Below are 15,179 nucleotides of genomic sequence, written 5' to 3'. Positions count from 1 at the left end.
TAACAAGATCGGCGGGACAGTTTAGCACAAAGAGCGGAGATTCCAATTTTTTCAGAAATTAGTCGGCTTGCTTACGCAAAAATGCCGGAATATCCAAATAATCGGGCTCTTTATTGGTTTGAGCAGTTGGATCATTGACCACTTTAGCTGCAGGCTTAACTTCCTGAGGTAAAGGGGACATGCCATGCTGCTGGTAACGGTGATCCATAACAGGCTGTGTCTGCTTGTTAGTAACCAGCGTGATTTCAGGGCGTTTATCCATGCCGATACCGGTTGCAACCACAGTTACGCGCAGTTCGTCGTTCATTTCCGGGTCTAACGATGTACCGATAACGACGGTCGCATTGTCGGATGCAAATGCACGAATGGTGTTACCCACAGTTTCGAATTCATCCAAACGCAAATCGAAACCAGCAGTGATGTTGACCAACACGCCGCGAGCGCCAGACAGGTCGATATCTTCCAGCAACGGGCTGGAAATCGCCATTTCTGCTGCTTCTTCAGCACGATCTTCACCGCAAGCCACACCTGAGCCCATCATGGCATAACCCATTTCGGACATTACAGTGCGCACGTCAGCAAAGTCGACGTTCATCAGGCCTGGGCGGGTAATCAACTCGGCGATACCCTGAACAGCGCCTTTTAATACGTCGTTAGCTGCACCGAATGCATCCAGTAAAGAGATGCCACGACCCAGAACTTTTAACAACTTATCGTTCGGAATAGTGATCAGTGAGTCCACATGTTTGGACAATTCAGCAATACCCTGCTCAGCGAATGCCATGCGTTTCTTGCCTTCAAAATTGAAAGGCTTGGTAACCACAGCAACTGTCAGAATACCCAGTTCTTTTGCCACTTCAGCAACAACAGGAGCAGCACCAGTACCGGTACCACCGCCCATGCCTGCGGCGATAAAGACCATGTCTGCGCCTTCAAGGGCTGCACGCAGAGCTTCACGGTCTTCTTCTGCTGAATTGCGACCCACTTCCGGGTTCGCGCCAGCACCCAGACCTTTGGTAATACCGCTACCAATCTGGATGGTTTGGCCAACAGCCGTCTTACGTAGCGCCTGAGCGTCTGTATTAACGGCGAAGAATTCAACACCTTCGATGCGCTCGCGCACCATGTGTTCGACGGCATTACCACCGCCACCACCGACGCCGATGACTTTAATCACCGCGTCATTGGTTAGTTCCATAGGTTCAAACATAGTTTCTCTCCGTTTTGTGCCTGTCGCTTCGAGATCAAAAAATATGTTCAGCATGATCTCTTTGTTGAAACATTAAAACTCTTTTCTCAGCCAGCTATTGATGCGTTTAAACCAATTGCCCACTGAGGCACGTTTTTCTACTTCTGACTCACCACTGAGATGAGATTCTTTACCATAGTGCAACAACCCAACAGCAGTGGAGTAATAAGGTTCCTGTGCATAATCCGTCAGCCCGGTGATATTGAGCGGTTGGCCGATACGAACCTGGGCATGAAATACCCGTTGAGCACATTCAGCCAAACCATCAATTTGTGCCGCTCCGCCTGTCAGCACGATACCGGCTGCCAGATGATGCTTCACGCCTTGCTGACGTAATTGCTCCTGCAATTGTAAAATTTCGTCATTAACCAAATTCAGCAGTTCGGTGTAGCGTGGTTCTATAACCTCAGCGAGCGTCTGTCTTTGCAGACTACGGGGAGGGCGTCCGCCAACACTTGGCACTTCTACACTTTCGTCCTTGCTGACTATCGACCCGAGCGCACAGCCGTGTCGAACTTTAATCGCTTCCGCATCTGTAGGCGGTGTCCCGAAGGCATACGCAATATCGCTAGTCACCACGTTCCCGGCGTAAGGGATAACTTTGGTGTGGCGCAACGCCCCACCGGTATAAACCGCCATATCCATGGTACCGCCGCCGATGTCGACCACACAGACACCCAGCTCACGCTCATCTTCGGTCAATACTGCATAACTTGCCGCTAAACCGGCGAAAATCAGTTGGTCCACTTTCAGACCACAACGCTCCACCGCTTTAACAATATTCTTCGCCATATCGTTATGGCAGGTAATCAGGTGCACTTTAGCCTGCATCCGCACGCCAGAAAGGCCCACCGGATTTTTGATGCCTTCTTGGTAATCGATGGCATATTCCTGCGGAATAACGTGCAGAATACGATGCTCATCACGCACACGTACCGACTTCGCGGTATGCACTACGTTCTCTACATCTTCCTGAGTTACTTCCTCTTCTGAAATAGGAACCATCCCTATTTCATTCTGACAACTGATATGTTTACCCGATAATGCCAGATATACAGATGAAATTTGGCAATCCGCCATTAACTCTGCCTGATCGATAGCGCGCTGAACGCATTTCACTACCGATTCAAGGTCGTTAACCCCACCCTTATCCATGCCACGGGATGGGCAACTGCCAACCCCAATAATATTGACCATGCCATCGGGCAGAACTTCCCCTACCAATGCGGAGACCTTTGCCGTTCCGATCTCAAGACCTACTACCAGTTTTCTGTCCGTCGACTTGATCATTGTTGTTTTGCCTGTGCCTGATTCTGTTGCTGATTACTGTTCTGCTGGCCATTTACTGGTGGCTCACCACCCTGACTGCCGATAAATACCGGAGCCCAACCTATTGCAGCCCCTGTTTCATATCGCAAATCAACATAACTGACCCGTTTATCTGGCTGCTGTTGCAACATCGGATACAACTCGATGAAACGTTGCAAACGCCCCATCCGGTCATCCCGTCCCAGCTCCAGCCGAACATCATTATCTAAGGCCAACTGCCAAGAATGTCTGGCACTCATCGCCACCATTTTTAGCTGATACTTATTGGCCGCTAACACTTTGTTTATTGCCCGGTAGCCTTCCAGAACATCCTGTTCACTGCCCTCCGGGCCATACAGTAATGGCAATTTCTGTTTGCCGATTCGCTCAGACGGCACACTGAATGACCGCCCCTGCTCATCAACCATATGCAAATCATTCCAGCGGGCAAAAGGCACATACTCCACCAGATGGATCTTCAGCTCATCCGGCCACTGTTTCCGCACACTGGCCTGCTGAATCCAAGGTAACCGTTCAATCTGCTGCTGGATGATATTGACATCCTGCGTCATAAAGGTACCCGGTGCGCCCAATGACAGAATCGCCTGGCGAATATCGTCATTGGTGGTGTAATGGCGCTCACCGGTCACCACCAGTTTCGACAGTGGCAATCGACTGGCATCTTTCATCCAACCTACTACCACCCAGCCCCCCCAGAGGATGGTACCCAGCACCATCAGCAGGAAAATCAGCCCTGCTAATTGGCCTCCGTTACTGCGCCGGGCTGCGCTGTTTTCAGCCGCACGTTCACGCGCATTTAGGGCAGCTTGCGACATATCAGTCAGCCAACGTCAGAATTCGGGCCACCAACTGGGAAAAACTCAACCCATATTGGCGGGCAGCCATCGGCACTAAACTGTGGCTGGTCATACCCGGTGAAGTATTCACTTCAAGCAGGTAGAAACGGCCATCGCTATCTTGCATAACATCAACTCGGCCCCAGCCGCTGCAACCCAATGCCTGATAGGCCTGTAATGACAATGCAGCCAACTGTTGTTCTAACTCAGCACTCAAGCCACTTGGGCAGAAGTACTGGGTCTCATCAGACAGATATTTAGCTTCATAATCATAAAACACACCGGGAGCCTGAATGCGAATCGACGGTAAAACATCATTACCAAGGATCGCGACGGTAAATTCTGGCCCACTCAACCATTTCTCAATCAGCACATCAGTGTCGTGACGGAAAGCTTCAACCAGAGCAGAATGCAATTGATTCGCCTGATCAACCTTACTCATTCCTACGCTAGAGCCTTCATGACTTGGCTTAACGATTAATGGCAGGCCAAGCTTAGCGACACACGCCGCCAATTCCTCTGACGAAAGTGTTTCAAACTGTTGACGATTTAGCGCGACATAAGGCGAAATTGGCAAACCTGAAGCTTGCCACACCAATTTGGTACGCAATTTGTCCATTGTCAGCGCTGAAGCCATCACACCACTGCCGGTATAAGGCAGTTGCAGAAACTCCAACACTCCTTGCAGCGTACCGTCTTCACCACCGCGCCCATGCAAAGCGATAAAAACCTTATCAAAGCCTTGCTCTTTAAGCTGTGTCACCGGGAAGTCTTTAGTATCAATACCATGAGCATCGATACCCGCCTCTCTCAAGCCCGCTAATACCGCCTCGCCTGATAACAATGACACTTCACGTTCAGCAGAGGTCCCACCCAGCAGTACCGCAACTTTCTCAGCCATGATGTTCCTCGTCTTTTGTCTGTGGCTGCAATTTAAGCTCAGCCAATTTACGGGCAATCTTACCAATGTTGCCTGCGCCCTGAACCAGAATCAGGTCATCGCCATTCAGCACTTGCGCTAACACCTCGGGCACCGTATCGCTGTCTGACACCAAAATAGGGTCCAATTTGCCACGATTACGGATGGTACGGCACAACGAGCGGCTATCCGCGCCAGGGATTGGCGGTTCTCCGGCGGCATACACATCTAACATAAGTAAAACATCAACTTGCGACAGAACATTAGCAAAGTCGTCATACAAATCGCGTGTTCGGGTATAACGGTGCGGCTGGAACACCATCACAATACGTTTATCCGGCCAGCCAGCACGTGCGGCTTTAATCGTGGCATCCACTTCTGTCGGGTGATGACCATAGTCATCCACCAGCATGGCACTGCCTTCTTTTCCGTTGACCGCTGCCAGCGGGAAGTTGCCAAGAAAATCAAAGCGGCGGCCAGTCCCCTGGAACCCTGCCAGCGCACGCAGGATGTCATCGTCTTCAATACCTTCTTCGGTCGCGACAGCCACTGCCGCAGCCGCATTTAGCGCGTTATGACGGCCCGGTGCATTCAAGGTCACTGTCATCAGCGGCTTATCCAGTCGTTTCAGTGTGAAGTGCCCCTGTGGGCCTTCTTGCCGGTAGCTGGCGATCTGTACATCGGCGTCATCGCTGAAACCGTAGGTGGTGATATGACGACCTACCCGTGGCAACAACTCACGCACCACTGGATCGTCGATACACATCACCGCACGGCCATAGAATGGCAAGTTGTGCAAAAAGTTAATAAATGTCTGTTTTAAATTCTCAAAGTCGCCCTGATAAGTATCCATATGGTCGGCTTCGATGTTGGTGACAATCGCCACCATCGGCTGCAAATGCAGGAATGACGCATCACTCTCATCAGCTTCGGCTATCAAATAACGGCTGGAACCTAACCGGGCATGAGTGCCCGCCGCTTTAACTAAACCGCCATTCACAAATGTTGGGTCCAAACCGGCTTCGGCATAAATGCTGGAAACCATCGCTGTGGTGGTAGTTTTGCCGTGCGTACCAGCCACCGCAATCCCATGACGGAAACGCATCAATTCAGCCAGCATCTCAGCACGACGAATCACCGGAATACGCGCCTCGCGAGCTGCAACAATCTCCGGGTTATCCGCAGAAATTGCTGTTGAAACCACCACCACACTGGCATCCAGCACATTCTCTGGACGGTGATGGAAATAAATCTGTGCGCCTAATGAAGTCAAATGCTGAGTGACCGGATTGGGTGCCAAATCTGAACCGCTAATCTGATAACCTTCGTTTGCCAACACTTCAGCGATACCACCCATGCCGGCACCACCGATGCCAACAAAGTGAATGTGCCGGACGCGACGCATCTCGGGCACGATAGTACGTAGTTTCGCCAGTTGTTGTGTATTCACGTTTTTCTTCACTTTTTTGTCTGTTACATATTCATAGCCCGCATAAGTGCGAGCGATAACTATCTTTTTTTTCAGTAACTATCTTTTCTGTATCACTTACTGGCAGCGACCACTTCGGCGGCCACTCGCTCAGTTGCGTCAGGAATAGCCACCAGTCTTGCTTGCTCGGCCATCGCTAATAAGGTGGGACGATCCCACTCGGCTAACAGGTTGCTCACCGCTTGTGCTGTAAATTGTGGCTGTTCGATAATTTTGGCGGCACCGGCTTTTTCCAGCGGCAATGCATTCCAATATTGCTGCCGGTCTTTATGTTGGAACGGCACAAAAATCGCCGGTAACCCTGCTGCGGCAACTTCGCTGACCGTCAACGCACCGGAACGGCAAACCACCACATCAGCCCAGGCATAAGCCGCAGCCATGTCATCAATAAACTCAACTACCTGATGCTTATCACCCTGCCCTGCTTGCTGGTAGGCTTGCAGCACATCGGGTAATGCGCCTTTACCCACCTGATGCCAAATAGTTATCTGTTCACCCAATGTTGCTGCAACCTGTGGCAAGGTTTGATTCAGTACTCGCGCACCCTGGCTACCGCCAATAACTAACACCCGAATCGGCCCTTCGCGGCCAGCTAAGCGATCAGCAGGTAATGGTAGCGCCAATACATCAGTACGAACCGGGTTACCCACCACTTCGGCGTGCGGGAATGCCCCTGGAAATGCTTGTAAAACTTTTTTCGCGATTCTGGCCAGCCAGCGGTTAGTCAAACCCGCAATCCCGTTTTGCTCATGTAATACCACCGGGATACCGCACAACCATGCTGCCAAACCACCGGGGCCGGAAACATAACCGCCCATCCCCAGCACCACATCCGGTTGGTAATCACGCATGATTTTCTTCGCCTGACGAACCGCGCGATAAATACGCACAGGAGCGGTCAGTTGGGCCATCAAGCCCTTACCGCGTAAACCAGAAATCTCAATAAAATCAATTTCAATACCGTTTTTGGGTACCAATGACGCTTCCATTCTGTCGGCGGTGCCTAACCAACGCACCTGCCAGCCTTGCGCCATCAGATGATGAGCTACGGCCAAACCGGGGAAGACATGCCCCCCAGTGCCACCCGCCATCACCATTAAACGCTTGGTCTTGCCACTCATCGGGCACTCCTTACAAACGCCTGGGCTTTTGCCAGACGTGTTTCAAAATCAATGCGTAACAACAGCACTATGGCCGTTGACATAATAATCAGGCTCGAACCACCGTAACTTATCAGCGGCAGTGTCAAACCTTTGGTTGGCAACATTCCAGCAGCAGCCCCAACGTTAACCAGCGCCTGAAAGCTAAACCAGACACCAATCGAACAGGCCAAAAAGCCAGAAAATCGCTGATCTATCTCTAATGCGCGACGCCCAATGGACATAGCACGAAAAGCGACGAAGAATACCATTAACAATGCAAGAACCACACCGAAATACCCGAGTTCCTCGCCTAAAATCGAGAAAATAAAGTCAGTATGTGCTTCCGGTAAATACTCCAGTTTCTGCACTGAATTCCCTAAGCCCTGCCCCCAGAATTCACCGCGACCAAAGGCCATCAGCGATTGGGTCAACTGGTAACCACTGCCGAAGGGATCCGCCCACGGGTTCCAGAATGATGTCACTCGGCGCATACGGTAAGGTTCGGCAACAATTAGCAGGCAAACGGCAAACACACCAGAACCGATAATGGCTAAAAACTGCCACATTTTGGCACCAGCCAGAAACAACATCGCCAGCGTAGTGATAAACAGCACCACCACGGTACCTAAATCGGGTTGCGCGAGCAGTAATACGGCCAAAATAACCATTACGCCCATGGGTTTACAAAAACCCCAAAAGTTACTGCGAACCTCTTCAACCTTGCGTACCAGATAGCTGGCCAGGTAGCAAAACAGCGATAACTTAGATAGCTCAGCCGGCTGAATACGCAACGGCCCGAGAGAGATCCAGCGGGATGCCCCGTTGACCGAGCTACCCACAACCAGCACTACCAGCAACATCACAATTGAAATCAGCAACATAATATTGCTATAGCGCTGCCAGACATCCATTGGAATACGTAAAGTCACCAGCGACAAACCGAATGCCAGTGCCAAATACAGCGCATCACGTTTGGCAAACAGGAAAGGGTCACCTGCCAGACGCTGACCAATTGGCATCGATGCCGATGTCACCATCACAAAACCAATAATTGCCAAACCGAAGGTCAGCCACAGCAAGGTTCTGTCGTAAAGCACCATGCTGGTGGTGTCGCTTTCGCGCGACCCCATCACAAAATGTTTTACGGTATTAAACAGCCCCAGCCCCGGCATACGCATCAGCCCAACTCCTCTGCCAGACGAGCAAACTCATCACCACGTTGCTCGAAACTGCGGAACTGATCCAAGCTGGCGCAAGCGGGTGACAATAACACCATATCGCCCGGTGCCAGTGATTTCGCCAGTAGCACCATGGCTTGTTCCATTGTTTCAGTCAGTTGCGACACTTCCGGACGCAGCTCAGCCAGTTGCTCACCATCACGCCCAAAACAGTAAATCTTGATATGGTCGCCTTGCAAAAAGCGGGTTAACCCGGAGAAATCTGCCGATTTCCCGTCGCCGCCCAGTAACAAATGCAAAGTGCCATCAACCTGTAAACCATCCAGAGCCGCTTCTGTGCTGCCCACGTTGGTGGCTTTGGAGTCGTTAATCCAACGCACGCCGTTGTGTTCAAACACCAATTGGAAACGATGCGGCAAACCAGTGAACGTGGTCAACGCTTTCAAACTTGATGAGCGCGGAATACCCACTGCATCAGCCAATGCCAGTGCGGCTAGCGCATTGGTATAGTTATGCCGTCCGGTTAATTTCATTTCCCGAGTATTCAGCACCTTCTCACCACGAACCCGCAGCCAGATCTCTCCCTGCTGCTTATTCAAATGGTAATCACCGACATCCACCCCAAAGCTGATACAGCGGTTATCAGCACCACGAACTGGCATAGTGAGCGCGTCATCGGCATTCACGACACAAACTTTAGCGTTTTCATATACCCGCAGCTTAGCTGCGCGATATTGCTGCAAGCCGAACGGATAACGGTCAGTGTGATCTTCCGTCACGTTCAGTATGGTGGCCGCACTGGCACGCAGGCTTGAGGTGGTTTCCAACTGGAAGCTGGATAATTCCAACACCACCAATTGGTTTTCGTGTTTTTGCAAGGTCAGCTGCTTCAGTAAGTTCAGAGCAGGAACACCAATATTGCCCCCTACGCCAACCTGCCAGCCAGCCGCTTTCGCCATCTCGCCGACCAGAGTGGTGACGGTACTTTTACCGTTAGAGCCGGTAATCGCTACCACCGGTGCCTGATTTTCACGACAGAACAGCTCGATATCGCCGACAATCTCAACACCGGCTTCCGCGGCTTCACTCAAAGCAGGATGTGCCAACGCAATACCGGGGCTGGCAACAATCAAATCAGCATCCAATAACCACTGCTGATTCAAGTCACCAACATGACGCTCGACATTTTCGGGTAATTTGTCCAGGCCCGGTGGATTGATACGGGTATCCATCACTCGCGGTGTTACGCCACGCGCGATGAAGAAATCAACGCAGGAAAGGCCGGTTAGCCCCAGCCCGATAATGACGACTTTCTTACCCTGATAATCAACCATAATTACCGCACCTTCAGCGTCGCCAGGCCAATCAGCACCAGCATCAGCGAAATAATCCAGAAGCGCACGATCACCCGCGGTTCTGGCCAGCCTTTAAGTTCATAATGATGATGAATCGGGGCCATACGGAAAATGCGCTGCCCACGTAACTTAAAGGAACCGACTTGCAAGATGACCGACAGAGTTTCAACCACGAACACCCCGCCCATAATCACTAATAAGAACTCTTGGCGCAGCAATACCGCGATGGTACCCAGCGCCCCGCCCAATGCCAACGAGCCAACATCACCCATAAACACTTGTGCCGGGTAGGTGTTGAACCATAAAAAGCCTAGCCCAGCCCCGACAATCGCGGTGCAAACAATCACCAGCTCGCCAGCGTGACGCAGATAAGGAATATGCAGGTATGCAGCAAAGTTCACGTTACCGGTCGCCCAGGCCACCAGTGCGAAACCGCCAGCAACAAATACCGTTGGCATAATCGCCAAACCATCCAACCCATCGGTCAAATTAACCGCGTTGCTGGTGCCCACAATGACGAAATAAGCCAGCAGGATATAGAGCAAGCCAAGCTGCGGCATGATGTCCTTGAAGAAAGGCACCACCAGCTCAGTAGCTGGGGTATCTTTACCGATGCTGTACATCGCAAAAGCGGCAGCCAGTGCAATGATCGACTGCCAGAAGTATTTCCAGCGAGCAATCAGGCCCTTGGTGTTTTTACGTACCACTTTGCGGTAATCATCGATAAAACCGACAATCCCATAACCAATAAGAATAAACAGCACACACCACACATACGGGTTAGATGGGTAGGCCCACATCAGAACCGAAATAGTGATGGAGAACAAAATCATCAGGCCGCCCATAGTTGGGGTGCCGCGTTTACTGAAATGTGACTCTGGCCCGTCATTACGGACGACTTGACCAATCTGTAATTTCTGCAAATAGGCGATCAGATGCGGCCCCATCCACAACGAGATAATTAATGCCGTCAACAGACTGACAATGGCGCGGAACGTCAAATAGGAAAAGACGTTAAAACCCGAATAAAATTTTACTAAGTATTCAGCCAACCAAACTAACATGATGCCTTCTCCTGTAACGCACGCACGACATTTTCCATGGCGGCGCTACGTGAACCTTTAATTAAGACGGTGATAACCGGATGTTCGAGCAGCAACTCACTGACACGGGCTGCCAAAGTGTTCTTATCCTGAAAATGTTCGCCGCACCCGCTTGCATCGCTAAGTGTCTGGCTTAATGACCCTACGCTAAGGACTTTATCGATGCCCGCCTGTTTCGCGGCTTCGCCCACCTGGCGGTGACAATCGACTGCGGTTTCACCCAACTCGCCCATATCACCCACCACCATCACTCGGTAGCCCGGCATTTCAGCCAGTACTTGCGCGGCGGCGGTCATGGAGCCGACATTGGCGTTGTAGCTGTCATCGAGCAGCAACTTGCCAGCAGCAAGTTCAATCGGGAATAAGCGACCCGGTACGGCCTGTAATTGCGTCAGCCCCTCACGAACGGCAGCTAAACTAGCGCCGACCGACATGGCTAACGCCGCGGCGGCTAATGCATTGGCAATGTTATGCCGCCCCGGCAGTGGCAATTCTATAGCCACCGTGCCGAAGGGAGAATGCAGAGTGAAATGAGTGATTTTTGGTGTAATACGCACGTCACTGGCAAAGAAATCGATATCTTCTGCACCGAGAGGTGCAAAACGCCATACGCGCTTGTTATGCAATGTTTCCTGCCAGTGCGGCCAGTCATTGCTATCAGCATTAATAATCGCAGTACCATTCGCGGGTAAGCCGGCGAAAATCTCGCCTTTGGCTTGAGCCACTCCGGCCAGTGAGCCAAAACCTTCCAAATGTGCGGCAGCTAAATTATTCACCAAAGCACTTTCAGGGCGGCTTAAATCCGTGGTGTAGGCAATTTCACCGATATGGTTTGCACCTAGCTCAATGACAGCAAAATCATACTCGGGCGTCAGCCGCAGCAAGGTCAGCGGCACGCCGATATCATTATTAAAGTTACCGGCGGTATACAGCACCTTGCCACATTGGCGCAAAATCGCCGCAACCATTTCTTTTACTGAGGTTTTACCGGAGGAACCGGTCAAGGCTACCACTCGGGCAGGCACTTGCTGGCGCACCCATGCAGCCAATTGCCCCAATGCCAGGCGGGTGTCTTTAACCACTAATTGTGGTGCCTCCACCAGTAAGTGTTTACTTACCAGCAAAGCACCAGCGCCAGCGGCAACAGCATCTTCTGCAAAGTCATGTCCATCAAAACGCTCGCCTTTCAGCGCAACGAATAAACAACCAGGAGTGACCTTACGGGTATCAATGGTCACTTCGGTAATATCGGCACTATCGCGACCAATATATTCAGCGTTCAGCAGCGTGGACAGAAAATGCAGTGAGACCTTAATCATGCCACCACCCCCAACAAACGCGCGACGGTGACTCGGTCGGAGTAATCCAAGCGGCGATTGCCAACCAGTTGATAATCTTCATGCCCTTTGCCGGCAATCAACACCACATCATCGGCTTTAGCTTGCATGATGGCGCTGGTCACCGCTTCTGCGCGCCCATGGATGGCTTGCGCATGTCCGGCATCCAGCAATCCACTGAGGATATCGGCGACAATCGCCTGCGGCTCTTCGCTACGTGGATTATCATCAGTGACAACCACCCGATCAGCCAGTTGTTCCGCGATACCGCCCATAAGTGGGCGCTTACCTTTGTCACGATCACCACCGCAACCAAACACACACCACAGCTGGCCTTTACAATGTAAACGCGCCGCTGCCAGTGCTTTTTCCAATGCATCCGGTGTGTGGGCATAATCCACCACTACCGTCGGTTTGCCCGGTGCATTAAATACTTCCATCCGCCCACACACTGGTTGTAGATGAGGTGCGGCAGCTAATAATTGTGTTAGTGGGTAACCCAGTGAAAGCAGTGTTGCCAGTGCCACCAGCAAGTTACTGACGTTGAATGCCCCCATCAGGCGGCTTTCTAACTGGCCTTCGCCCCAGCTTGAATCAAAAGCAATGCTGGCACCATTATCGTGATAGTGAACCTGAGTGGCAGATAGCCATGGGCCATTCCAACCCACAGGAATATTGCCTTCCATACTAACGGCGACAGCTTGCGGCAACGGCCCTAACCAGCGACGACCGACTTCGTCATCAGCATTAATGATTTTGTGTTCGGAGTGATGGGTGGAGAACAACAGCCATTTTGCTGCTTCGTAACTCGCCATATTGCCGTGATAATCCAGATGATCACGACTTAAGTTAGTGAACACTGCAGCAGCAAACGGCAATGCGGCTACGCGGTTCTGAATCAAACCGTGAGAGGAGACTTCCATCGCGGCAAAAGTCGCCCCTTGGTCAGCCAGATTGCGGAGCAAATGCTGGATATCAACCGCTGAGCCGGTGGTGTTCTCAGTCGGGATAACCTGGCCTAGCAGACCATTGCCAACCGTCCCCATCACTGCACTGGTTTCGCCCAACATTTGAGCCCATTGCGCCAGCAATTGAGTGGTGGTGGTTTTACCATTGGTTCCGGTCACACCGACTAAACGTAATGCGGCACCCGGCTGATGGTAAAATTGTCCCGCCAGCTTGGATAAGTGCTGATTCAAATTACGCAGATATATAACAGGAACACCATGCATCTCGACCATACTGGCATCCGGTGCCACACCATCAGCTTCAGCAACCACGGCCGCCACACCTTGAGCGATGGCTTGCGGGATATAGCGACGCCCGTCCGTCTGGTGGCCGACAATAGCGACAAATAAATCCCCGGCAGCGGCAACACGGCTGTCTAATGTCATTTCCCGTAGCGCACGCTCCGGGACGTCTAGCCCCCAAGGAGCGAGTAAGTCGCGCAAATTACGATCTGCCACCTGAACCCTCTTTTGTATTAGTCACTAATTCGCTTTTATCACCAGTGGGTAATGCATCTGGCTCAATGTTCATGGTGCGTAGTACACCGCCCATGATGGCACCGAACACCGGTGCAGAAACCGCACCACCGTAATATTTCCCTGCCTGCGGGTCATTGATGACCACAACCAGAGCAAATCTAGGGTTACTCGCGGGCGCGACGCCAGCGGTGTAAGCGAGATATCGGTCCATATATTTGCCATCTGGGCCGACTTTCTTGGCGGTACCGGTTTTAATGGCAATTCGGTAGCCTTTGATTGCCGCTTTGGTGCCCCCGCCGCCAGGTAATGCCACGCTTTCCATCATATGAACCACGGTACGCACCAGCGGTTCAGGGAAGACGCGTTCACCGGCCACAGGCGGGTCAACTTTAGTAATCGACAGCGGGCGATAAATCCCCATGCTGCCAATGGTTGCATAGACTCGCGCTAGCTGTAACGGTGTTACCATTAGCCCGTAGCCGAAAGAGAAGGTGGCCCTCTCTATGTCAGACCACCGTTGTTTTTTAGGATATAAGCCACTGCTTTCTCCGACCAACCCCAAATTGGTCGCTTTCCCAAACCCAAACTTTGAGTAAGTTTCTACTAAAGCTGAGGATGGCATCGCTAACGCCAGTTTAGAAACACCGACGTTACTCGACTTCTGCAAGATCCCGGTCACGGATAGCTCGGCATAACGGGCCACGTCTTTAATCTGGTGACCGTTAACAAAGTACGGCAAGGTATTCAGCACGCTGTTCTCTTTCACAACGCCATGCTGCAATGCCGTCATCACTACCATTGGCTTTACTGTCGAGCCGGGTTCAAAAATATCGGTAATTGCCCGGTTACGCATTGCATCTTTCGGCGTACCGGTGAGGTTATTCGGGTTATAGGATGGGCTGTTCGCCATCGCCAACACTTCGCCGGTATTCACATCCACCAGCACTGCGGTCCCCGACTCTGCTTTGTTGAATGCCACTGCATTGTTCAGCTCGCGGTATACCAACGCCTGCAAGCGCTCATCAACACTCAACACCAGATTGTGTGCCGCTTGACTGTCCACGGAGGAAATATCCTCGATAACGCGGCCATAACGGTCTTTACGTACAGTGCGTTCGCCCGGCTGCCCGGTAAGCCAGCGGTCAAAACTTTTTTCTACACCTTCAATACCTTGGCTATCGATGTTAGTTACACCGATGATATGTGCCATCACTTGTCCAGCCGGATAGTAACGGCGGGATTCTTGACGCAAATAGATTCCGGGTAATTTCAGCTTATGGATGTAGTCGCCAATTGCCGGATTGACCTGGCGAGCCAGATAAACAAAGCGCCCTTTCGGGTTAGCATTAATGCGCGTCGCCAGTTGATCTAATGGGATTTCCAAAGCATCAGACAGGGCTTTCCAGCGGGTATCGAGAGTAATGCCACCGCGTTCAGTCAACTCTTTGGGGTCGGCCCAAACAGCGTTAACAGGCACACTGACCGCCAGTGGTCGGCCAGAGCGATCACTTATCATGCCACGCGCAGTAGGGACTTCCTGTACTCGCAATGAGCGCATATCACCCTCGCGCACCAGCTTATCGGGATTAATCACTTGCAGATAAGCAGTACGCAACATCAAGCCGACCAATGCCAGCAAAATACAGCCGCACAGCAACGCAAAACGCCAGCTTATAAAGCTGGCTTGTTCTTCCTGGCGCTTTAACTTCCCGGGGCGCGCTGCTTTCATGCGTTACCTTGGCTACTCAGAGTCAT

At 51.6% G+C, this 15,179-nt stretch carries 12 protein-coding genes; all 12 read right to left on the bottom strand.

The features are described 5' to 3' along the window. Window positions 1-58: 58 nt before the first annotated feature. A complete protein-coding gene (gene ftsZ / locus QSV56_RS04725; RefSeq protein WP_004389003.1) occupies window positions 59-1,210 on the bottom strand; it encodes a cell division protein FtsZ in 1,152 nt (383 codons plus the stop codon). 72 nt (window positions 1,211-1,282) lie between these two features. Then, window positions 1,283-2,539: a cell division protein FtsA gene (gene ftsA, locus QSV56_RS04720; RefSeq protein WP_002210431.1), complete on the bottom strand. Its 1,257-nt coding sequence runs from the start codon at window positions 2,537-2,539 to the stop codon at window positions 1,283-1,285. Beyond that, window positions 2,536-3,393 (bottom strand): cell division protein FtsQ, encoded by an 858-nt coding sequence (ftsQ, locus tag QSV56_RS04715; protein ID WP_019080506.1) that lies wholly within the window; start codon window positions 3,391-3,393, stop codon window positions 2,536-2,538. The genes ftsA and ftsQ overlap by 4 nt, the downstream gene beginning before the upstream one ends. A 1-nt stretch (window position 3,394) precedes the next feature. Then, complete coding sequence (locus QSV56_RS04710; RefSeq protein ID WP_019080507.1) at window positions 3,395-4,315, bottom strand: D-alanine--D-alanine ligase; 921 nt, start codon at window positions 4,313-4,315, stop codon at window positions 3,395-3,397. Further along, the gene (gene murC / locus QSV56_RS04705; RefSeq protein WP_019080508.1) at window positions 4,308-5,783 is read right to left on the bottom strand and encodes a UDP-N-acetylmuramate--L-alanine ligase; all 1,476 of its coding nucleotides are present in this window, start codon (window positions 5,781-5,783) and stop codon (window positions 4,308-4,310) included. The genes QSV56_RS04710 and murC overlap by 8 nt, the downstream gene beginning before the upstream one ends. Window positions 5,784-5,875: 92 nt before the next feature. Then, window positions 5,876-6,943, bottom strand: a complete 1,068-nt coding sequence (murG, locus tag QSV56_RS04700; RefSeq protein ID WP_046051596.1) for an undecaprenyldiphospho-muramoylpentapeptide beta-N-acetylglucosaminyltransferase — start codon at window positions 6,941-6,943, stop codon at window positions 5,876-5,878. Beyond that, on the bottom strand, window positions 6,940-8,142 hold the full coding sequence (ftsW, locus tag QSV56_RS04695) for a cell division protein FtsW (RefSeq protein WP_005156865.1): 1,203 nt from the start codon (window positions 8,140-8,142) through the stop codon (window positions 6,940-6,942). Before ftsW ends, murG begins: the two co-directional genes overlap by 4 nt. Further along, complete coding sequence (murD, locus tag QSV56_RS04690) at window positions 8,142-9,476, bottom strand: UDP-N-acetylmuramoyl-L-alanine--D-glutamate ligase (RefSeq protein ID WP_050159135.1); 1,335 nt, start codon at window positions 9,474-9,476, stop codon at window positions 8,142-8,144. Before murD ends, ftsW begins: the two co-directional genes overlap by 1 nt. Before the next feature lie 2 nt (window positions 9,477-9,478). After that, a complete protein-coding gene (gene mraY, locus QSV56_RS04685) occupies window positions 9,479-10,561 on the bottom strand; it encodes a phospho-N-acetylmuramoyl-pentapeptide-transferase (protein WP_005156870.1) in 1,083 nt (360 codons plus the stop codon). Further along, window positions 10,555-11,919 carry a UDP-N-acetylmuramoyl-tripeptide--D-alanyl-D-alanine ligase gene (gene murF, locus QSV56_RS04680; RefSeq protein WP_046051598.1) on the bottom strand — a complete coding sequence of 455 codons (1,365 nt, stop codon included), beginning with the start codon at window positions 11,917-11,919 and terminating at the stop codon, window positions 10,555-10,557. The genes mraY and murF overlap by 7 nt, the downstream gene beginning before the upstream one ends. Further along, entirely contained in the window at window positions 11,916-13,403 is a 1,488-nt protein-coding gene (gene murE, locus QSV56_RS04675; RefSeq protein WP_046051599.1) for a UDP-N-acetylmuramoyl-L-alanyl-D-glutamate--2,6-diaminopimelate ligase, read from the bottom strand. Before murE ends, murF begins: the two co-directional genes overlap by 4 nt. Next, window positions 13,390-15,153, bottom strand: a complete 1,764-nt coding sequence (locus tag QSV56_RS04670) for a peptidoglycan glycosyltransferase FtsI (protein WP_005156878.1) — start codon at window positions 15,151-15,153, stop codon at window positions 13,390-13,392. Before QSV56_RS04670 ends, murE begins: the two co-directional genes overlap by 14 nt. Between the last annotated feature and the right edge of the window lie 26 nt (window positions 15,154-15,179).

It is taken from the genome of Yersinia sp. 22-579 (genome assembly GCF_030433455.1).
In the GTDB taxonomy this organism is placed as follows: domain Bacteria; phylum Pseudomonadota; class Gammaproteobacteria; order Enterobacterales; family Enterobacteriaceae; genus Yersinia; species Yersinia enterocolitica.
Note: the sequence above shows the minus strand (reverse complement) of the source record. Positions and strands in the feature narration are given on the sequence as shown.